This is a genomic window from Bradyrhizobium sp. STM 3557, from assembly GCF_045571465.1.
Lineage (GTDB): Bacteria > Pseudomonadota > Alphaproteobacteria > Rhizobiales > Xanthobacteraceae > Bradyrhizobium.
The window spans coordinates 149,889-169,781 of sequence record NZ_CP120697.1 but is presented as its reverse complement, the minus strand read 5'-3'; the positions used below and the strand labels follow the sequence as shown (position 1 = coordinate 169,781).

Sequence of the window (19,893 nt, the reverse complement as noted above, 5' to 3'; positions counted from 1 at the left end):
CTGTTCAAAACGTCGTCCCTGGGCTGTCGGGTATCTAGCGCGGTTCGGTCCGGAAGCCTTATCGTTTTTCCGTGAGATTATGATCGTGGTGGGGCCGAGCCCCCACCGCGGGCCGAAATCAGAACCCGCCTTCTTCCTCAGGAACCAGAATTTCGCGCTTGCCGGCATGGTTGGCCTGGCCGACGATACCTTCCTGTTCCATGCGTTCCATCAGCGAAGCGGCCTTGTTATAGCCGATCTGCAGCCGACGTTGAATGTAGGAAGTGGATGCCTTGCGGTCTCGCTTGACGATCGCGACCGCCTGCGTGAACAGGTCGTCGCTGCCGCCGCCGGCGCCCATGCCGGTCGCATCGAACACCGCGCCGTCCTCCTCGCTCGATTCCTCCGCGGTGACGGCCTCGAGATATTCCGGCGCACCCTGCGCCTTGAGGTGGCGCACCACCTTCTCGACCTCCTCATCGGAACAGAACGGGCCGTGGACGCGGCTGATGCGGCCGCCGCCGGCCATGTAGAGCATGTCACCCTGGCCGAGCAGCTGCTCGGCGCCCATCTCGCCGAGAATGGTGCGGCTGTCGATCTTCGAGGTGACCTGGAAGGAGATGCGGGTCGGGAAGTTCGCCTTGATGGTGCCGGTGATGACGTCGACCGACGGACGCTGGGTGGCGAGGATCACGTGCAGGCCGGCGGCGCGCGCCATCTGTGCCAGCCGCTGCACCGTGCCCTCGATGTCCTTGCCGGCCACCATCATCAGGTCGGCCATCTCGTCGACGATGATGACGATGTAGGGCAGCGGATCGAGGTCGAGCTTCTCCTCCTCATAGATAGCCTTGCCGGTCTCCTTGTCGAAGCCGGTGTGCACCGTGCGTGTCAGCTCCTCGCCCTTGGCGCGGGCCTCAGCAAGGCGCGCGTTATAGCCGTCGATATTGCGCACGCCGAGCTTGGCCATCTTCTTGTAGCGCTCTTCCATCTCGCGCACGGCCCATTTCAGCGCGACAACGGCCTTCTTCGGGTCGGTCACGACCGGCGTCAAAAGATGCGGGATGCCGTCATAGACCGAGAGTTCGAGCATCTTCGGATCGACCATGATCAGGCGGCACTGGTCGGGCCGCAGCCGGTAGACCAGGCTCAGGATCATGGTGTTGATGGCGACCGATTTGCCGGAGCCGGTGGTACCGGCGATCAGCATGTGCGGCGTGCGCGCGAGATCGATGATGATGGATTCGCCGCCGATATTCTTGCCGAGGCAGAGCGGCAGCTTGGCGACGCTCTCGGTCGCCTCCTTCGCCACCAATAGCTCGCGCAAGTAGACCTTCTCGCGATGCGCGTTCGGCAGCTCGATGCCGATCGCGTTGCGGCCCGGCACCACCGCGACGCGCGCCGACAGCGCGCTCATCGAGCGGGCGATGTCGTCGGCGAGGCCGATGACGCGCGAGGACTTGATGCCGGGCGCGGGCTCGAGCTCGTACAGCGTCACCACCGGACCCGGATTGGCTTTGACGATCTCGCCGCGCACGCCGAAATCCTGCAGCACGCCTTCGAGCGCGCGCGAATTGGCTTCCAGCTCGCTCTTCGACAGCGGCTGGCGATCGGCAGCTTTCGGCGCCGCCAGCATCGAGACCGAGGGCAGATCGTATTTGTCTTTCTTGGCCGCCGGTTTCGGCGCGGCCTTCTTGCGCGCGACCTTCGCGGGTGGCGCTTCCTCTTCTTCCTCCTCCTCGTCCTCGGCGACGTCCTCCTCGTCCTCCATCTCAGGCGCGAGCGAGGCGCGCGAGCGGCCGGCGAGCGTCGGCTCCTGGCGGCTTGCGCCGCTGCTGCGCGCTCCCGAAGAGACCAGGGCGCGATAGGCCGTGGTCAAGAACCAGCCGATCCGCGCTTTCGTGCTCATGATCGCATGGAAGATCCAGCCCAGCCGCACCGAGCCTTCCTCGTCCTCCTCGTCCGGGTCGGCCAGCGGCTTGTCCTCGTCCTCATCCGCGGACAGATCCTCCTCGCTTTCGCGCGCACCGAGTCCGCCGGCCACCAGCAGCGTGGTAATGGTCGCAAAGCCGAGCAGGCTGCCGAGCACCAGGCGGTAGAGGAAGCCGGGCGGGCCGAACACGACGGCGGGCGCGCGCACCAAGGCGTCTCCGACCACGCCGCCGAGGCCGGTCGGCAGCGGCCAAGTGGTATTGTGCGGCCAGCAGCTGGCAAAGCCTGCACCGATCACGACGCACAGCACCCAGGCGCCGAAGCGCAGCGCCTCGCGGTCGAACGGGCGATGCGTCAGCATCCGCCAGCCGCGCACCGCGATTGGCAGGATCACCAGGATGGCGCCAAGCCCAAGGATCTGCATCAACAAATCGGCGCCGATGGCGCCGGGATAGCCGACCACGTTGCGGATCGCGCGCGAGGTCGCGTGGCTGAGGCTGGGGTCGCGCACCGACCAGGTCATCAGCGCCGCGGCGGCAACGCCTGCGACCGCGATCAGGCCGAGACCCATCAGCTCGCGCAGCCGCTTGGCCAGCGCGTCCCGGATCGACGTCGGCAGGTGGTTGACCAGGGGTATCACGCGCTCGATCGCAGCCATCCTAAGAGGCCTTCAAAACACTAATCCAAAACACCGACCAGCCGGTGCAGGGCTTCGCCGGTCGATTCGCTGTCGGCAACCAGCGCCAGGCGGATATAGCCGGCGCCGGGGTTGAAGCCGTCCACCTGCTGCCTGGCAAGATAGCTGCCCGGCACCACGCGAACGCCGGCTTCGGAAAAGAGTTTCACTGTCATCGCTTCGTCACCGCCGCGATCAGCCACGTCGAGCCAGACACAGAAGCCGCCGGCGGGCCGCTTGTAGCCGTAGCGGCCACCGATGATCTGGTCGGCGAGATCGAACTTGGCGCGATAGAGCCTGCGATTCTCCTCGACATGCGCCTCGTCGGCATAGGCCGCCACCGCGACGTGCTGCAGCGGCACCGGCACCTGCGGCGCCGCGACATTGCGCAGCTCATGAAAGGCCGCGAGGAATTTCTTGTCGCCGGCCGCAAAGCCGATGCGCATGCCCGGCAGGTTGGAGCGCTTCGACAGTGACTGGAATACAACCACGTTGGTGTAGTCGGGACCCGCATGTTCGAGCATGCTGCCGGGCGCCTCGCGCGTGTAGATCTCCGAGTAGCACTCGTCGCTGAAGATCATGAAGCCATGGCGATCAGCGAGCTGCTTCAGCTTGCGGAAGTAATCCGGAGTCGCCACTGCGCCTTGCGGGTTGGCGGGCGATGCGATGTAGAACGCGATGGTGCGCCTCAGCGTCGCCTCGTCGATCGCATCGAGATCGGGCAGGTAGCCGGTCTCGCGCGTGGTCGGCAGATGGATTTGGTCGCAGCCTGCTGTGCGCGCACCGACGCCATAGACCGGGTAGAACGGATTGGGCATCAGGATCGCGGGCCGGCCAGCGCGCGGTCCGACATGGCGAAGCGCGGTGTGGGCCGCGAAGAACAGGCCTTCGCGGCTGCCATTGAGCACCAGCACCTCGCTCTCCGGATCGAGCTCGCGGGGCAGGCGGAAGCGGCGCGACAGCCAGCCGCTAGCTGCCTTGCGAAACGGCTCGATGCCCTTGGCCGCCGGATAGCGGCCGAAATCGGCGATGTGCTTTGCCAGAACGGGACGGACGAAATCGGGAACTGGATGCTGCGGCTCGCCGACAGCGAGCGTGATCAACGGCTTGCCGGGTCGATAGGGCGCCAGCAGCTCGGTCAGCCGCGCAAATGGCGATCGTTCGCTGTCCGGATGGCCGGCGCCAACGGGCGCGGGGGATGAAGCGGTCATTGCCATACGTAACGCGCCAGTACTGTTGAAGCCGCCGATCGCTGCCGTATCAGGTGGAAGCGGATCACATCACCATAGTGAAGGCGAGGTTAAGGCGCGATTAACCATCGGGGCCGGCGCCTGTTTTGATCGCTTTTTGCGGTGCGATCCAGAGGTTTTTTTACCACAGCGGCGCGGATTGTGGCGGGTGAGATCTTGCGCAATCGCGATCTCGAACCCAGGAAATGCGGCGTTTTCAAACCAAATCGGATCACGTGACTGTCGGCGCCGCGCATCGTCGATGCCGCATTCCGTACGATGCCGGATCGCTGGGCGTGAAGTTCTGATGATTGCCGCGTCATCTGCAACGGATGCAGACTTTGTGCGCGTCATGCTTTGCGAGAGCAGCGTGGCGCCTGACCTCTCCCCGCCTGCAGGGAGAGGTCAGATCGCGAAGCAATCCGGGTGAGGGGTACAGATCCGACAACTCACATCGATCGTGCATCTGCCCCTCGCTCCAACCTTCTCGGCGCGAGCGAAGCTCGTCGCGCCCCGCAGAGAACCGAACGGGAAGGGGAGAGCGCACCGGCGCGTTGTGCGAGAGCTTGCAAACTAAGTCGTACTATGTCGCGCCATCCGGCACGCGCGCCATGGCATCCGTGGAACGCTTCGTTATGTCTCGGCGCCTTGCCTCGCGCGGCGTTCTGGCGCCCCCACTCTGACCCGCTCCGCGAGCAGATAATGCTCCGTCACCGTGACGCGCTCGACAACTGCGAGCGCATCGACCTTCGCGTCTATTTCCTCAGCCGCAGGCGCAAGCGCCGCTTCTTCGTCAGCCGTTTCAGGAACAAGCGGCGGCGAACTGACCGGTCCTTGAAACATTGCGAATGGGCCCGCTACCTCCGCGAGCGGCTTCTGCTTATCGGCCCAGTGCAGGGCGGTGTAGTCGAATCCGTTGACGATGGTCGGCTTGACGATCTCGAAATAGGGCGAGATGTCGAAGTCTCTGGGCATGTAGAGCGAGGAATCGCGGATGTGCAGGATCTCGCGCCGTGCCCGCCTCGAACCCGCGCGCGTGATCTTCGGGAGGATCGGGTAGCGAACAGCGTCGAAGGCCTGCGCGATCAGCGCCGAGCAGATCATCTTGGTCGGATCGCCCGAGCCGAGCGCGATCATGCGGCGGCGCCAGCGCTGCGGCACCGGCAGCGGAATCAGATAGCGCATCAGGTCGACGATGTTCTTGGTGTCGTAGCCGAAGCCGATCCGGTTGATGGCATAGCGGCAGACCGTATAGCGGTCTTCATAAGTGAGGCCGACCGGGCGACAGATCCGCGTGTGATAGGAGAAGTATTTCGACAGCGGTGCCGATTCGACGCCTTCGCCGACATTGGCCTCGATCAGCACATGCGGCTCGCCGTCGGGTTCGCAGGCGCCGTCGATCGGACCGACATAGAGCGCCGCGTGCGACCAGGTCGACTGCGTCAGATATTTGATGATGCCGGAAATGCGGTTGTTGCCCTCGACCAGCAGCACGTCGCCGGGCTGCATGTCCTTGCGCAGGCTTTCCGGATCGCTCGGCGTGAACGGCTCATAGCCCGGCACCTCCTTCTGAAGGTAGCCGGCAATGACCTTGCCGATGCTATCGAGCACAACACCCATGGTTCACACTTGCCCCCGAGCCGCCTTGTCCCGGCGCTTGTCCCTGATCCTATGATGGTCTGATGCGGTTGCAATTTGGTTCATGGCGCTGCGAGCTTATCAATCATGATTGATTCACCATCACCGTTGCCGCCCCACCTCAGATGCGGCAATGTCCGCCGATATTCCCCATCGGTCAAACCTTTCGGAAACCATGACATGACGATCACGCGCCGCGGCTTCCTGTCGGCATCCGCAGGCCTTGCCGTGCTGCCCGTATTTGACCGGACATCCGCGGCGGTGCCGCGTGAGGCCGATATCGTCGTGATCGGCGCGGGCGCGGCCGGCATCGCGGCGGCTCGGCGCATCATGGCTGCGAATCGCAAGGTGATCGTGCTCGAGGCCGCGGGGCAGGTCGGCGGACGTTGCATCACGGATCTCACCACCTTCGGCGTGCCGTTCGATCGCGGCGCGCGCTGGATCCATAATGCCGAGAGCAATCCGATGGTGAAGCTCGCGCGCGGCGCCGGGCTCGATGTGTCGGCTGCGCCGGTCGGCCATAAGATCCGCGTCGGCCGTCGCAATGCGCGTCCCGGCGAGACCGAGCAGTTCCTCGCCGCTTTGGTGCGCGCCAACCGCGCTATCGATGACGCCGCGCGGGGCCGGCTCGACACCTCCTGTGCAGCGGCACTGCCGAAGGATCTCGGCGACTGGACCGGCACCGCGGAATTCGCGCTCGGCGCCGGCTTTGCGGGCAAGGATCTCAAAGAACTCTCCGCCATGGACAAGGCCCATGCGCAGGACCGCAACGCGGCGCTGGCCTGCCGCCAGGGGTTGGGCACGCTGGTCACGAGGCTCGGCGAGCAGCTGCCACTGGCGCTGTCGACGCCTGCGACGCGGATCGTCTGGACCAATCGCGATACCAATGTGGAGACTCCTGCCGGACGGATCAGCGCACGTGCGATCATCCTGACAGTCTCCACCAATGTGCTGACGTCGGGCGTGATCAAGTTCACGCCCGAGCTGCCGAAGCGACAGCTCGATGCGGCCAGCAAGCTCAGCCTCGGCAGCTACGACCGTATCGCGCTGCAGTTTTCGGGCAATCCGCTCGGTCTGGCGCGGGACGAGGTCGTGATAGAGCAGAGCAATTCGGCGCGCACCGGCTTGCTGTTCGCCAATATCGGCGGCTCCTCGCTCTGCACGGTCGATGTCGGCGGCGCATTCGGGCGCGATCTCTCTGCGCAGGGCGAAGCGGCGATGATCGCATTTGCGAAGGAGTGGTTGACCGGCCTGTTCGGCGGTGAAGTCGCCGCTGCGATCGGTAAGACCAGTGCGACGCGCTGGAACAATGTGCCGACGATCCTGGGCGCGATGTCGGCGGCTGCGCCTGGTGGGCAGGCCTCGCGCAAGATCCTGACGGAGCCGCTGGGGGGCGCCGTGTTCCTTGCCGGCGAAGCGACTCACGAGACGCTGTGGGGCACGGTGGATGGCGCCTGGGAGTCAGGCGAGCGCGCCGCGGACGCGGCGCTGCGTCGTATCGGCGGCGCGCTCAAGGAGCCGGAACCGCTGGAGGCGCCGGAGCGGCCGAAGCCGCGCCGGCGTGGATCGGTCCGGTCGGTCTCGCCGCTCGATTGATAGTTGCCGTTACACCGGCAGTTTCAGCTCCATCAGGTCCTTGGCGAGGATGACGCGCCCCGAGTAGTTCTTCTTCACGTCCCGCGTCCAGTCGTCGTCGGTCACTGTGGGATCGTCGCCCGGCACGAAGTGGCTGAGCACCAGCGTCTTCACGCCGGCGCTGGCTGCGATGCGGCCGACATCCTCGGTCGAGGTATGGCTGTCCATCAGGTGTTTCTTCAAGGTCGCGCCATTCTTGGTTTTCAGCACCAGCCGATCGACTGCCGGTACATACAAACATTCGTGCACCAGCACGTCGGCTCCCTTTGCGAACTCCGCAAGCTTCGGATTGTAGGCGGTGTCCGAGGAGAACACGATGGTGCCATCCGGCGTCTCGAACTTGTAGGCGAAATTGTCCGTGATCGGTGGATGCGGCGTGCGGAACGCAGTGACCGTCACGTCTGATGTCTTCAGCACCACGCCATCAGCGTCGATATCCTTGGCGATCAACAGCGGGCGCGGATCAGGCCGGCCTTCGTCCGCGATGCGGGTCTCCACATCGAACTTGTTCAGCTCCCAAAAGGTCCTGGTCATCGCCTCGATCCCCTTCGGACCGAAGGAGTGGATCGGCGTCGACAGGCCAGCGGCCCAGGCATTGTAGACCACATTGCCGTATTCCAGATTGTGATCGGAATGATGGTGGCTGATGAAGATGTACTTCACCGACGGAATCGGCACGCCGGCGGCGACGAGCTGGCGGCTAACGCCCATGCCGCAATCGATCAGATAGGGCGTATCGTTCACCACCACGAGGTTGGCGGGATTGGAAGCGCCGATGCCGACGCGCGGGCCACCCTTGGTGCCGAGAAAGACAATGCGCGTGCGGGACGTGCCGGGTTGCGCGAACACCGCCGGGATCGCCAATATCCCTGCGGCGCCGAGCCCCGCCTTCAACATGGCGCGACGGTCGATCATGGTCTCCTCCTCGAACATTCTTGATGTTGAGGAGAGCCTAGCCGCGGCCGAGCATGCCGTCGAGGGCGGGCAGGCCGAAGATGACGGACAGCGCGATCAGCGCATAGCAGATCGCACGGAATGTCCACTCGCTGGCACGGCCGAACAGCGACGCGCCGAAGAATACACCAATCGCGTAGATCGGGCCGACCAGCAGCGACAGCTTGAGCGAATCGGCCGTGATCAATCCACTCGCAGCATAACTCACCATCGAGAAGAAATCGGAAGCGCCGAAGAACAGCAGGATGTTGGCGCGCGCGATCTTCGATGGAATCGGCCGCCCCAGCCAATAGCCGACGATCGGCGGGCCGCCGGTCTGCGCGAGCCCGCTACAGAAACCCGAGATGCCGCCGACCGCGACCGACAGCGCCGGATAATCCTTGCCGCGATAGCGCCAGCGTGAGAGCAACAGCACGAGCAGCGCGATGACAAAGCCGGAGATGATCCAGCGCGTGGTGATGGGATCGAGCCGGCTCAGGAAATAGGTGCCGATGGGTACGCCGACCAATGCGCCGGCGACGATCACCGCCGTCGCCTTGCGATCGGCTTCTTTCCAGGCATTAGGAACCAGCGGCGCGGCTGCCACGAAATCGATCACGAGCAGCAGCGCAGCCACCAGCCGCGGCCCTGCGACGCTGCTGGCGAGCGGCATGAAGATCAGCGCCGAGCCGAAGCCGGAGAAGCCGCGCGCAGTGGAAGAGAGAAACGCGATCGCGCAGAGCGCGATCACGGTCGATAGACTGACGTCGGCAGGGATGAGGCCGGAGAGGCTCATCCGCGCAGCACGCCGCCGGTCTTCTTGCCGACCTCGGCGGTGACCTTGGCGGCGATGGCGTCGATCTCCTCGTCTGTCATGGTCTTGTCGCGCGGCTGCAGGGTCACGGCGATGGCGATCGACTTCTTGCCGTCCTCGATGCCCTTGCCTTCATAGACGTCGAACACCGAGACATCCGTGATCAGCTTCTTGTCGGCGGCTTGCGCCGCACGCACGATGTCGCCGGCCTTGACCTCGCGCTCGACGATGAACGCAAAGTCGCGCGACACAGGCTGGAACGCGGAGAGCTCGAGGGCGGGCTTGGCGCGGGTCGGCTTCTGCTTCGCCGCTGGAATGCGATCGAGAATCACCTCGAAGGCGACCAGCGGCCCATCTGCGCGCAGCGTCTCCAGCACGCGCGGATGAATCTCGCCGAAAGTGCCGAGCACATTCTGCGGCCCCATCTGGATGGTCCCGGAGCGTCCGGGATGCAACCAGCTCGGACCGCCGGCGACGATCTGCAGCGAAGCCATCGGCGCGCCGGCGGCGGCCAGCACGGCGAGTGCGTCGGCCTTGGCGTCGAACGCGCTGGCGGCCTGCGAGCCGGTCCAGTGCCGGCCGAGCCCCTTTGCGGTCGCGATGCCATGGCGGACGCCACTCGCGGCAATGAGCTGATCTTCCGGCCGGTCGCCTTTGAAGATTTGGCCGACCTCGAAGATCGCGGCATCACTGAAGCCGCGATCGATATTGGCCTGCACGGTGGCGATCAGCCCCGGCAGCAGGCTCGGTCGCATGTCGGTGAGATCGGCGGCGATCGGATTGGCGAGCACCAGCTCCGGCTTGCCGCCACCGAACAGCTCGGCTGCCTGCTTGGTGATGAATGACCAGGTCACCGCCTCGACCATGCCGCGCGCGGCCAGCGCGCGCTTGGCGCGGCGGGTGCGCAGCTGGATCGGCGTCAGCACCGGCTTGCGCGGCGCATCGCCACGCTCGAACGGGGTCATGGGCACCTTGTCGACGCCGACCAGGCGGACGATCTCTTCGACGATGTCGGCCTTGCCGTGCACGTCGGTGCGCCATGAGGGGACTGCAACCTTCACGACGGTGCCGGTGCCCGCCAGCATGAAGCCGAGATGGCCGAGGATGCGTTTGATCTCGACCAGCGGCACTTCGATGCCGGCGAGCCGCTTCACCTCGCTCAGCGGGAAATCGATCACGCGCTCGTCGCCGAAGGGATTGCCGACAACGACATTCTCCGACGGCGCGCCGCCGCACAGCTCCATCACCAGCTTGGTGGCCATCTCCAGGCCCGGCACCATGAAGGCCGGATCGACACCGCGCTCGAAGCGATAGCGCGCATCCGAATTGATCCCGAGCTTGCGGCCGGTCTGGGCGATGTTGATCTCGTTCCACAGCGCCGATTCGATCAGCACGTCGGTGGTGTTCTCGTCGCAGCCCGAGGCCTCGCCGCCCATGATGCCGGCGAGCGATTCGACGCCGTGATCGTCCGCGATCACGCACATGGTGCTGTCGAGCGTGTAGGTGCGGCCGTCGAGCGCCAGCAGGGTTTCGCCGTCACGGGCGTGCCGCACCACCAGATTGCCCCTCACCTTCTTAGCGTCGAACACGTGCAGCGGACGTGCGCGGTCATAGGTCATGAAGTTGGTAATATCGACCAGCGCGTTGATCGGGCGCAGCCCGATCGACGTCAGCCGCTGCTGCAGCCATTTCGGCGATGGGCCGTTCTTGACGCCGCGCACCAGCCGCAGCGCGAAGCCCGGACACAGCTTCTCGTCCTCGACCGTGACCGTCACGGGGCAGGGGAATTCGCCCTTCACCGGCTTGATTGCGGGCTCTTTGAGCCTGCCCATGTCAGCCGCGGCGAGATCGCGGGCGATGCCATGCACGCCGGTGCAGTCCTGCCGGTTCGGCGTCAGATTGATCTCGAACAGGGGATCACCGAGCCCGGCCCATTCGGCATAGGGCTTGCCGATCGGCGCATCGGCCGGCAGCTCCATGATGCCGTCGTGATCTTCCGAAATCTGCAGCTCGGCCGCCGAGCACAGCATGCCGCGGCTCTCGACGCCGCGGATGGTGCCGACCGAGAGCGTGATGTTCTTGCCGGGAATGAAGGTGCCCGGGGCCGAGAACACGCTGACAAGACCAGCGCGCGCATTCGGCGCACCGCAGACGACCTGAACGGGCGCGGCACCGTTGCCGGTGTCGACCATGCAGACGCGCAGCCGATCGGCGTTCGGATGCTGCTCGGCGGAGATCACCTGCGCGATGGTGAACGGCGCCAGCAGCTTCGCCTTGTCCTCGAGCTGCTCGACCTCGAGCCCGATCATGGTGAGCTTCTCGGCGAGCTTCTCGACCGGCTCGTCGGTGTCGAGATGGTCCTTCAGCCAGGACAGCGTGAATTTCATGGTTCTTTCCGCGCGTTCAGGTCCTTTTCCCTCCCCCGCTTGCGGGGGAGGGTCAGGGTGGGGGCTCTGGCCGCAATGGCAGCAGCAATGGTTTCGAGGACGCCGCTGCGATTCATTATCACGTCGTTGTTGGCGAAGCGCAGGATCTGAAATCCTTTGGCTTCGATCACTGCCGAGCGTGAAGCGTCGCGCTGCTCGCCTTCGGCCGAGAAGTGCTGTCCACCATCGAGTTCGATGACGAGGCGTGCGGCATGGCAGACGAAATCGGCGATGTAACGGTCGATCGGGACCTGCCGACGAAAGCCCGCACCGAGCAGGCGATGGCCGCGCAGCTCCGACCACAAGATCCGTTCGGCATCAGTCGAGTTCCTGCGGAGTGCCCGCGCATTCGACCGAAGCTTCGGGGAGACCGTCCAGATGGGCTTTTCGTCATCCATCGACACCTCCTTCGCGGAGACACCCCCACCCCAGCCCTCCCCCGCAAGCGGGAGAGGGGGGCTCAGCGTTTGCTGAGAAAGATCGAGGCCCATTACCCTCACGAGCTCAATCCTCCCGCCAAGGTCGGGACGTCGAGCGGCTTGAAGCCGTAATGGCTCAGCCAGCGCACGTCGCCTTCGAACAGCTGGCGCAGATCGCTCATGCCGTATTTCAGCATCGCGATGCGGTCGATGCCCATGCCCCAGGCAAAGCCCTGGTACTCGTCGGGATCGAGGCCGCAGGCGCGCAGCACGTTCGGATGCACCATGCCGCAGCCGAGAATCTCCAGCCAGTCCTCGCCCTCGCCGAAGCGGATCTCGCCCTTGTCGCGGCGGCACTGGATGTCGACCTCGAGCGACGGCTCGGTGAACGGGAAGAACGACGGCCGGAACCGCATGTTGATGTGGTCGACCTCGAAGAACGCCTTGCAGAACTCGTGCAGGATCCATTTGAGGTGGCCGAGATGCGAGCCCTTGTCGATGACGAGGCCTTCGACCTGGTGGAATTGCGGCGTATGCGTCGCGTCCGAGTCGATGCGGTAGGTGCGGCCCGGGCAGATCACGCGGATCGGCGGCTTCTGGCTCAGCATGGTCCGCACCTGCACCGGCGAGGTGTGGGTGCGCAGAAGCATGCGCGATCCATCCGGCTTCGGATTGAAGAAGAACGTATCGTGCATCTCCCGCGCCGGATGGCCTTCCGGGAAGTTCAGCTTGGTGAAGTTGTAGTCGTCGGTCTCGATGTCCGGACCTTCCGCAATCGTAAAGCCCATATCGGCGAAGATCGTGGTGAGCTCATCCATCACCTGGCTCAGCGGATGGATGCGCCCGGCCTCCGCGGGCGTCTCCTGCAGCGGCAAGGTCACGTCGATGGTCTCGGCGGCTAGGCGCGCATCGAGCGCAGCCGATTTCAGCACTTCGCGTCGCTCAGCGAGCGCCTGCGTGACCTTGTCCTTGGCGAGGTTGATCGCCGCGCCTTGAGTCTTGCGCTCATCGGGCGACATCTTGCCGAGCGTGGCGAGCAGCGCCGAGATCGAGCCCTTTTTGCCGAGCGCTGCGACACGCACGGCCTCTAGCGCGGCTTCGTCGCCGGCAGCAGTGATCTGGTCGAGGATCGAGGTTTCGAGGTGAGCTAGGTCGGACACAGCGATTTCTCCGCAAGAAATTGCGAACAGCAAAAAGCGGCCGATAGGATCGGCCGCTTCTCACGTACTACCCGGTCACTGGATGATCAGGCGGCGAGCGCGGCCTTGGCCTTCTCGACGATCGCCTGGAACGCAGCCGGCTCGTGGATCGCGAGATCCGACAGCACCTTGCGGTCGACGGTGATGCCGGACTTCGACAGGCCGTCGATGAAGCGGCTGTAGGTCAGCTCGAACGGACGCACGGCGGCGTTCAGGCGCTGGATCCAGAGCGCGCGGAAGGTGCGCTTCTTGCGCTTGCGATCGCGGAACGCATACTGCCCGGCCTTCTCGACGGCGGCCTTGGCGGCGCGGATCGTGTTCTTGCGGCGGCCGTAGAAGCCCTTGGCGGCCTTGTAGACTTTCTTGTGCTTGGCGTGGGCGGTCACACCGCGTTTGACGCGAGACATGACGGAAATCCTTTATTCGAAAGATGACGGGCGGCCGCGGCTGACGCGGCCATAAGCGAGATGCAGCGGAGGCCGGTCAGGCGTTCGGCAAGAAGTACTTCTTGACGTTGTCGCCGTCGGTCTTGAACAGCACGCGGGTGCCGCGCAGCTGGCGGATCTGCTTCTTCGTCCGCTTGATCATGCCGTGGCGCTTGCCGCGCTGGGCATGCATCACCTTGCCGGTGGCAGTCACCTTGAAGCGCTTTTTGGCGCCGGATTTGGTCTTCAGCTTGGGCATTTGGCTCTCCTCAAGCTGCAACGGCGAGCCGCCCGCGAAAGCGGCCCCATGCAGCGAAAATGCTCGTTAGAGCGTTGAACGTGCTCAGGCTTTTCTAAAAAAGAAACACCCGCACAAAGGCATCGCCACGGCAGCCCTTGATCAGCCGGGCGATGAAGGCTGGGCTTATGGCAGAGAAGCGGCGAATTGGCAACGCCGGAGTGCGAGGCGCGGGCTCCGGCGCCTTAAGGTCCCGTTAAGGAAAAAGCCCGCCAATCGAAGCGTCTTGGCGGGCCGTTCCTCACGTCCGATCGGAGGGCAGCCTCAGCGCGGCGCCAGCACCATGACGACCTGGCGACCTTCGAACTTGGCGTCCTGCTCGACCTTGGCGTACTGCGCCACGTCGGCCTTCACCTTGTCCAGGAGCTTGGTGCCGATTTCCTGGTGGGCCATCTCACGGCCGCGGTAGCGCAGCGTGATCTTGACCTTGTCGCCTTCCTCGAAGAAGCGCTGCATCGCGCGCATCTTCACGTCATAATCATGATCGTCGATCATCGGACGGAGCTTGATCTCCTTGATCTCGACGACCTTCTGCTTCTTGCGGGCTTCCGCCGCCTTCTTCTGCGCCGAATATTTGTATTTCCCGTAATCCATAATCTTGCAGACGGGAGGGCTGCTGTTCGGCTGAATCTCGACCAGATCCATGCCGGCCTCGGCGGCCATCTTGACGGCGATCATCGTTTCCACGGTGCCGTGGTTCTGTCCGTTCTGGTCGATCAGCTGGATCTGCGCATTGCGAATCTCATCATTGGTGCGCGGCCCGTCTTTGGTGGCAGCGGGCGGGGCTCTATTGGGGCGGCGAATGGGTGGTTCTCCAAAGTTGTGAAAGGGGCGGTACTTTGATGGAAGATGCCGCGGCAGGCAAGACGCTGCGCCGGTCGTCTGTCACTTTTCCGGCTCGGCCCGTCAACGGGCTGGAGCTACGGGATAGGTGCGCCGGCAGCCGAATCGGGCGTCGTCCTCGAGGCAATTTCCAAAGCATCTGGTAGATCCGGAACGCCGCAATTTCAGGGCAATCCGGACCCAACGGCGACATAGAGTGCAGAGCGAGCTTTCGCAAGCCGGGACGCCCCCGCAGGCGGCCGGCGGTGTTGACGGACGGCCCCGGCTCGACCAAACGCTCCCGCACACAACACCGCGTCCGGGGTATCGATCCATGACCACCTCCCAAGATTCCGTTGACATGCCGGCCTTTATCGACGTCGGCGCGGGAGCGGCCGCCCGCCGGATCGCGGTCCGCGCCCGTCCGGGCAAGGGAGCCGACCGGGGACCCGGCCTATTCTGGCTCGGCGGGTTCAATTCCGACATGAAAGGCACCAAGGCGGTCGCGCTCGACGCCTGGGCGGCCGAGTGGGGGCGGCCCTGCGTCCGGTTCGACTATTCCGGCCATGGTGAATCAGGCGGTCGGTTCGTAGACGGCACCATCGGGCGCTGGCTCGAGGACGCCATCGCGGTGTTTTCGCAATTCTGTCATGGCCCCCAGGTGGTGGTCGGCTCCTCGATGGGCGGTTGGATGGCGCTGCTGCTCGCGCGCGAGCTCCTGAGACAGCCGCGGGCGGGGACCCTGGCCGGGCTGGTGCTGATCGCGCCAGCGCCGGATTTCACCGAGGAACTGATGTGGAAGGGCTTTTCGCCCGAGATCCGCAAGCAGATCGAGGACACGGGCGTCTGGCTGCGGCCATCCGAGTACGGCGAACCCTACCCAATCACCAAGGCGCTGATCGAGGAGGGCCGGAACCACCTGCTGCTCGGCAGCGCCATCAATGTCGGCTGCCCGGTGCGCATCCTGCAGGGCGCCCAGGACCCGGACGTGCCCTGGCAGCACGCCTTTGCGCTGGCGCACCGGCTGCCGGCCGAGGACGTGGTGCTGACCATGATCCAGGACGGCGATCACCGCCTGTCGCGACCCCAGGATATCGCGCGCATTCTTGCTGCGGTGGCCGAGATCGGCTGAATTGCGGCTACTCGCGCGAGGCGAGCCGCCACTCGTCGCGTACGCTCTGGTCTTGTTCCGACGGGAGCGCCGTGGTGGCGAGTTTCGCGAACGCTTCTGGCGGCAGCAATTGCGCGAGCGCCCAGACCGCGGCGCCCCGCACCAGCGGGCTCGGATCGGCGAGCAGCCGCTCGGCGCTGGCAACGAGCGTCGGATCGTCGGAGTTGCCGATCGCGATCAGAACGTTGCGGATGAAGCGGTCGCGGCCGACGCGCTTGACCGGTGATTTCGAGAACAGCGCGCGGAACGCCGGGTCATCGAGCCCGGCGAGATCGGCAAGCGAAGGTGCGCGGAGTGCATCGCGGGCGGCGAGCTTCGCCTCGCGGCCCTCTTGCGCGAACTTGTTCCAGGGGCAGGCGGCGAGGCAATCGTCGCAGCCATAGATGCGGTTGCCCATCGCCTTGCGGAACTCGTGCGGAATCGGCCCCTTGTTCTCGATGGTCAGATACGAGATGCAGCGCCGCGCATCGAGCTGGTAGGGCGCCGGAAAGGCTGCCGTCGGGCAGCTTTCGAGACAGGCGCGGCAGGAGCCGCAATGGTCGATCTCGGGGGTATCGCAGGGCAGACCGAGTGTGGTGTAGATCGCACCGAGGAACAGCCAGGAGCCGAAGCCTCGTGACACCAGATTGGTGTGCTTGCCCTGCCAGCCGATTCCCGCAGCCTGGCTCAGCGGCTTCTCCATGACAGCTGCGGTGTCGATGAACACCTTGACGTCGCAGGATGCGGTCGCCACCAGCCAGCGTGCCAGCGCCTTCAGCTGCTTCTTGATGACGTCGTGATAGTCGTCGCCGCGCGCATAGACCGAGATGGCGCCGTGCGAGCGCGCCTGCAGCACCGCAAGCGGATCCTCATCCGGTCCGTAGTTCACGCCCAGCATGATCACCGAGCGCACCTCGCTCCATAGCGTGCGCGGATCGGTCCGCCGCTGCGGCTCGCGCGCCAGCCAGTCCATGTCGCCATGGCCGCCGCTCGCGATGAAATCGAGAAAATATTGCGCCCGTTCCGCGGTGGCTTCGGGCCTGGTCACGCCGAGCTGGTCGAAGCCGAGCGCGTGGGCCGTTTCGATCAGCGCCGCCTTCAGCTCAGCGGGCGCGATGAGATCAGTATTGCTCAGAAGTCGAGGTCCACATAGGTCCGCGACGCCGGCACGCCGGCCAGCCAGTCGCTCAGCAGCGGGCGGAACGACGGGCGGGATTTCACCCGCGCGTACCACGCCTTTGCTGCGTCGTCCTCGATCCATGGCACGTCGCCCAGATAGTCGATCGCCGACAGATGCGCGGCGGCGGCAAGATCGGCATAGGTGAGGCGGTCGCCGGCCAGGAAATTGCGCCGCTGCGCCAGCCAGCCGATATAGGCCAGATGATAGCGCACATTGGTCTTGGCGGCGCGGATCACGTCGGTCGAGGGCGGCCCGCCGCCGTCCTCCTCGCTCATGAAGCGCTTGTAGACGCGCTCGGTCACCAGGAGGTTCGAGGCCTCCTCGAAGAACTTTTCGTTGAACCACCCCATCAGCCGGCGCACCTCGATGCGCTCGGCCGGATCCGCCGGCATCAGCCGCCGGTCGCCTACCGCGGCACCGCAGGCTTCGTCGAGATATTCCGCGATCACGTTGACGCCCGGAATCGCCGGCAGCCCCTCGGTGGTCAGCACCGGCGTGGTGCCGGCGGGATTGAGCGCCAGAAAGCCCTCGCGCCGTTCCCAGGCCCGTTCCTCCACCAGCTTCAGATCGAGGCCATATTCGCCGAGCACCAGGCGGATGAACCGTGAATGCGGGCAGATCGGATGGTGGAAGAGCGTGTACATGTAGCCTTTGATTACGTGCGATGCGCTTAACAAAGCCTCAACCATGCGGGCGCCGGCCAAGGTCGTCGTGACACGCATTCAATTGTCGCGAACGCGCAAGAGCCGATGTCGATGCCGTAAACCGACCGGCAACATTCGCACCGTTTCATGATTCGCGCGCGAACCTCGAAGCGGAGCACTAGCGCATGGTCGGCAAAAGTGTAAGCAGTTGGGCGGCCGGACGAGAGGCCAACAATAATTGACCGGATCGCGAATCGCAAAAACGGTCTGTGCTCTTGCCCCGGCGCCGCTTCCGGTCTCGCGGCTGATTCGCTGGCCCGCCGGAGCGGCACCGGCTGGCTTTTTGCGATTGCGGCCGCAAGCCGAATAGGCGAGAAGAGCGCGGCTTTTCTGCCGGCGATGACGGGTCAGGTCAATGATGTCAGATACGTTACGGGCGGTGATTCTCGGCATCGTCGAGGGAGTCACCGAGTTCCTTCCGGTCTCGTCGACCGGCCATCTGCTGCTGGCCGAGCGCTTCTTCGGCCTCGGCGAGGATGGCTTCTGGAAGAGCTTTGCGATCCTGATCCAGCTCGGCGCAATCCTGGCGATCGTGGCGCTCTACTTCGTCAAGCTGTCGCGGGTGGCGATCGGCGCGCTGTCCAATCCGGACGACCGCCGCTTCGTCATCGGCGTGCTGGTGGCCTTTCTGCCCGCCGTCATCGTCGGGCTGATTGCGGGCAAATACATCAAGGCGATGCTGTTCGATCCCTGGGTGGTCTGCTTCTCGCTGATCGTCGGGGGCGCCATCCTGCTGTGGGTCGATCAGCTCGATCACAAGCCGCGTGAGCACGACGCCACGCGCTATCCGCTGATGATGTATCTGTGGATCGGCATCGCGCAGTGCCTCGCGATGATTCCGGGCGTGTCGCGCTCGGGCGCCACCATCGTCGCCGCGATGCTGCTCGGCGCCGACAAGCGCTCGGCCGCGGAGTTCTCGTTCTTCCTGGCGATCCCGACCATGATCGGAGCTTTCGTCTACGATTTCTACAAGAGCCGTGCCGAGATGACATCAGATCATCTCGGTCTCATCGCCATCGGCTTCGTGGTGTCCTTCGTCACCGCAATGATCGTTGTGAAGGCCTTCCTCGGCTACGTCACGCGCCACGGCTTTACGCTGTTCGCCTGGTGGCGCGTGATCGTCGGCACCCTCGGGCTGATCGCGCTGGCGCTGGGGATGTGACGGCCTCTCGCGGAGCCGTTCTCGAGCGATCTCTGCGTCCCGACATTGCGAGGAGCGTAGCGGACGAAGCAATCCAGACCTTCTTCTGTGTCCTGGATTGCTTCGCTTCGCTCACAATGACGCGGGCGGCGCATGTGTCCACCCCACGATTTTCGCAGGCGATCACGCATTCATGCGCTGGAACTGCCCGGCGGGGCGGAAGCGCCAGAGATATTGCGGGGCGATCGCCTCCAGGGAATCCGGCGTGATGCCGAGGCCCTCCAAGGTCAGGCCCGCGGTCTTGGCCGCCTCCGACACCACGTTGTCGTGACGCAGCAGCTCGACCTGGTCGGACGTCAGCTTCAGCGCGCCGGGCGCGAACTGGAGGAAGGCGGCCTGCAGCCTGGCCAGCCCGAACGACAAGGGCAGCAGCGTGCGTTTGCGGTCGGTGATATCGAGGATGATTTGGATGATTTCGCGGAAGGTCAGCACTTCCGGGCCGCCGAGCTCGTAAATCGCGCCTTCGCGCGCCTTGCCGTCGACGGCGTCGGCGATCGCGGTGGCGACGTCGCCGACATAGACCGGCTGCATCTTGGTCTCGCAGCCGACCAGCGGCAGTACCGGCAGCATTCGCGCCAGTCCCGCGAAGCGGTTGGTGAACTGGTCCTCGGGCCCGAACATTAGCGATGGCCGCATGATGGTGGCGGACGGCAGCGCCGCCAGCAGCGCCTGCTCGCCGGCGGCCTTGGCGCGCGCGTAGGCCGAGGTCGAATTCGCGTCAGCACCGATCGCCGAGACATGCACCATCTGCGCGCCCACTGCGGCCGCCGCCTTGGCTACCGTTTCCGCGCCTTTGGCCTGCACCGCGTCAAAGGTCTGCGCGCCGCTCTCGGCCAGGATGCCGACCAGGTTGATGGCGACATGGGAGCCTCGCATCGCCGCCTCGACCGACGCCGGGTAGCGGATATTGGCCTGCACGCTGTGGATCTGGCCGACCCGGCCGAGCGGCTGCAGATGGCCGGCCAGCTCCGGCCGCCGCACCGCCACCCGGATCCGGTAATCGCGCTTGGCCAGCGCCCGCACCACGTTCCGCCCGAGGAAGCCCGAGCCGCCGAAGACCGTGACGAGGGTGTCCAGATTCGATGACATGGCGTGATTCCTAAGGGATGTTTGGCCGTTGCCGCCGGGGATGGCCGGTCGCTTGAGCGGCGAGCGCCGCCTTTGATGCGCCGCTATATAGCGCAACGCCCGCCTTGCGGAAAAGTGGGAGTATTTTTCGGCACGCCTTGGGAAAAA

The 19,893-nt window shown here is 65.0% G+C and carries 17 protein-coding genes; 3 read left to right on the top strand and 14 right to left on the bottom strand.

The features are described from left to right. Positions 1-118: 118 nt before the first annotated feature. From P6U24_RS00750 to P6U24_RS00740, 3 genes are all read right to left on the bottom strand, one after another. The gene (locus tag P6U24_RS00750) at positions 119-2,566 is read right to left on the bottom strand and encodes a DNA translocase FtsK (protein ID WP_407157317.1); all 2,448 of its coding nucleotides are present in this window, start codon (positions 2,564-2,566) and stop codon (positions 119-121) included. 20 nt (positions 2,567-2,586) lie between these two features. Continuing rightward, positions 2,587-3,801 (bottom strand): aminotransferase class I/II-fold pyridoxal phosphate-dependent enzyme, encoded by a 1,215-nt coding sequence (locus P6U24_RS00745; RefSeq protein WP_407157316.1) that lies wholly within the window; start codon positions 3,799-3,801, stop codon positions 2,587-2,589. 645 nt (positions 3,802-4,446) lie between these two features. Continuing rightward, entirely contained in the window at positions 4,447-5,433 is a 987-nt protein-coding gene (locus tag P6U24_RS00740) for a YiiX/YebB-like N1pC/P60 family cysteine hydrolase (protein WP_407157315.1), read from the bottom strand. 198 nt (positions 5,434-5,631) lie between these two features. Here P6U24_RS00740 and P6U24_RS00735 point away from each other — a divergent pair, with 198 nt between their 5' ends. Further along, positions 5,632-7,047: a flavin monoamine oxidase family protein gene (locus P6U24_RS00735; protein WP_407157314.1), complete on the top strand. Its 1,416-nt coding sequence runs from the start codon at positions 5,632-5,634 to the stop codon at positions 7,045-7,047. 9 nt (positions 7,048-7,056) lie between these two features. Here the strand turns inward: P6U24_RS00735 and P6U24_RS00730 are convergent, their stop codons facing one another. The 8 genes from P6U24_RS00730 to infC all read right to left on the bottom strand — a co-directional run bounded on the left by P6U24_RS00730 (position 7,057) and on the right by infC (position 14,404). Next, complete coding sequence (locus tag P6U24_RS00730) at positions 7,057-8,001, bottom strand: MBL fold metallo-hydrolase (protein WP_407157313.1); 945 nt, start codon at positions 7,999-8,001, stop codon at positions 7,057-7,059. A 37-nt stretch (positions 8,002-8,038) separates the two neighbouring features. After that, complete coding sequence (locus P6U24_RS00725) at positions 8,039-8,815, bottom strand: sulfite exporter TauE/SafE family protein (protein WP_407157312.1); 777 nt, start codon at positions 8,813-8,815, stop codon at positions 8,039-8,041. Next, positions 8,812-11,220: a phenylalanine--tRNA ligase subunit beta gene (pheT, locus tag P6U24_RS00720; protein ID WP_407157311.1), complete on the bottom strand. Its 2,409-nt coding sequence runs from the start codon at positions 11,218-11,220 to the stop codon at positions 8,812-8,814. Before pheT ends, P6U24_RS00725 begins: the two co-directional genes overlap by 4 nt. Further along, positions 11,217-11,657 carry an endonuclease domain-containing protein gene (locus tag P6U24_RS00715; protein ID WP_407157310.1) on the bottom strand — a complete coding sequence of 147 codons (441 nt, stop codon included), beginning with the start codon at positions 11,655-11,657 and terminating at the stop codon, positions 11,217-11,219. The genes pheT and P6U24_RS00715 overlap by 4 nt, the downstream gene beginning before the upstream one ends. 98 nt (positions 11,658-11,755) lie before the next feature. After that, complete coding sequence (gene pheS, locus P6U24_RS00710) at positions 11,756-12,838, bottom strand: phenylalanine--tRNA ligase subunit alpha (protein WP_407157309.1); 1,083 nt, start codon at positions 12,836-12,838, stop codon at positions 11,756-11,758. Between the two features lie 86 nt (positions 12,839-12,924). Then, positions 12,925-13,284 carry a 50S ribosomal protein L20 gene (gene rplT, locus P6U24_RS00705; RefSeq protein WP_407157308.1) on the bottom strand — a complete coding sequence of 120 codons (360 nt, stop codon included), beginning with the start codon at positions 13,282-13,284 and terminating at the stop codon, positions 12,925-12,927. Between the two features lie 76 nt (positions 13,285-13,360). Beyond that, positions 13,361-13,561 (bottom strand): 50S ribosomal protein L35, encoded by a 201-nt coding sequence (gene rpmI / locus P6U24_RS00700; RefSeq protein WP_008539890.1) that lies wholly within the window; start codon positions 13,559-13,561, stop codon positions 13,361-13,363. A 303-nt stretch (positions 13,562-13,864) separates the two neighbouring features. After that, positions 13,865-14,404, bottom strand: a complete 540-nt coding sequence (gene infC / locus P6U24_RS00695) for a translation initiation factor IF-3 (RefSeq protein WP_407160724.1) — start codon at positions 14,402-14,404, stop codon at positions 13,865-13,867. A gap of 352 nt (positions 14,405-14,756) precedes the next feature. On the opposite strand from infC, the gene P6U24_RS00690 reads away from it, so the two are divergent. Continuing rightward, entirely contained in the window at positions 14,757-15,554 is a 798-nt protein-coding gene (locus tag P6U24_RS00690) for an alpha/beta hydrolase (protein WP_407157307.1), read from the top strand. A 7-nt stretch (positions 15,555-15,561) separates the two neighbouring features. On the opposite strand, the gene queG is transcribed toward P6U24_RS00690, so the two are convergent. Continuing rightward, on the bottom strand, positions 15,562-16,755 hold the full coding sequence (queG, locus tag P6U24_RS00685) for a tRNA epoxyqueuosine(34) reductase QueG (RefSeq protein ID WP_407160723.1): 1,194 nt from the start codon (positions 16,753-16,755) through the stop codon (positions 15,562-15,564). Beyond that, positions 16,704-17,396, bottom strand: coding sequence for a glutathione S-transferase family protein (locus P6U24_RS00680; protein ID WP_407157306.1), 693 nt, complete (start codon positions 17,394-17,396; stop codon positions 16,704-16,706). The genes queG and P6U24_RS00680 overlap by 52 nt, the downstream gene beginning before the upstream one ends. A gap of 415 nt (positions 17,397-17,811) precedes the next feature. Between P6U24_RS00680 and P6U24_RS00675 the strand changes: the two genes are divergently transcribed. Next, the gene (locus tag P6U24_RS00675) at positions 17,812-18,618 is read left to right on the top strand and encodes an undecaprenyl-diphosphate phosphatase (protein ID WP_407157305.1); all 807 of its coding nucleotides are present in this window, start codon (positions 17,812-17,814) and stop codon (positions 18,616-18,618) included. Between the two features lie 162 nt (positions 18,619-18,780). On the opposite strand, the gene P6U24_RS00670 is transcribed toward P6U24_RS00675, so the two are convergent. Then, a complete protein-coding gene (locus tag P6U24_RS00670) occupies positions 18,781-19,746 on the bottom strand; it encodes a complex I NDUFA9 subunit family protein (RefSeq protein ID WP_407157304.1) in 966 nt (321 codons plus the stop codon). Positions 19,747-19,893: the final 147 nt, after the last annotated feature.

Bases quoted from the DNA above. Each gene is read 5' to 3' on its own strand.
- P6U24_RS00750 (WP_407157317.1), bottom strand. From the start codon at position 2,566: ATGGCTGCGATCGAGCGCGTGATACCCCTGGTCAACCACCTGCCGACG.
- P6U24_RS00745 (WP_407157316.1), bottom strand. From the start codon at position 3,801: ATGGCAATGACCGCTTCATCCCCCGCGCCCGTTGGCGCCGGCCATCCG.
- P6U24_RS00740 (WP_407157315.1), bottom strand. From the start codon at position 5,433: ATGGGTGTTGTGCTCGATAGCATCGGCAAGGTCATTGCCGGCTACCTT.
- P6U24_RS00735 (WP_407157314.1), top strand. From the start codon at position 5,632: ATGACGATCACGCGCCGCGGCTTCCTGTCGGCATCCGCAGGCCTTGCC.
- P6U24_RS00730 (WP_407157313.1), bottom strand. From the start codon at position 8,001: ATGATCGACCGTCGCGCCATGTTGAAGGCGGGGCTCGGCGCCGCAGGG.
- P6U24_RS00725 (WP_407157312.1), bottom strand. From the start codon at position 8,815: ATGAGCCTCTCCGGCCTCATCCCTGCCGACGTCAGTCTATCGACCGTG.
- pheT (WP_407157311.1), bottom strand. From the start codon at position 11,220: ATGAAATTCACGCTGTCCTGGCTGAAGGACCATCTCGACACCGACGAG.
- P6U24_RS00715 (WP_407157310.1), bottom strand. From the start codon at position 11,657: ATGGATGACGAAAAGCCCATCTGGACGGTCTCCCCGAAGCTTCGGTCG.
- rplT (WP_407157308.1), bottom strand. From the start codon at position 13,284: ATGTCTCGCGTCAAACGCGGTGTGACCGCCCACGCCAAGCACAAGAAA.
- rpmI (WP_008539890.1), bottom strand. From the start codon at position 13,561: ATGCCCAAGCTGAAGACCAAATCCGGCGCCAAAAAGCGCTTCAAGGTG.
- P6U24_RS00690 (WP_407157307.1), top strand. From the start codon at position 14,757: ATGACCACCTCCCAAGATTCCGTTGACATGCCGGCCTTTATCGACGTC.
- P6U24_RS00680 (WP_407157306.1), bottom strand. From the start codon at position 17,396: ATGTACACGCTCTTCCACCATCCGATCTGCCCGCATTCACGGTTCATC.
- P6U24_RS00675 (WP_407157305.1), top strand. From the start codon at position 17,812: ATGATGTCAGATACGTTACGGGCGGTGATTCTCGGCATCGTCGAGGGA.
- P6U24_RS00670 (WP_407157304.1), bottom strand. From the start codon at position 19,746: ATGTCATCGAATCTGGACACCCTCGTCACGGTCTTCGGCGGCTCGGGC.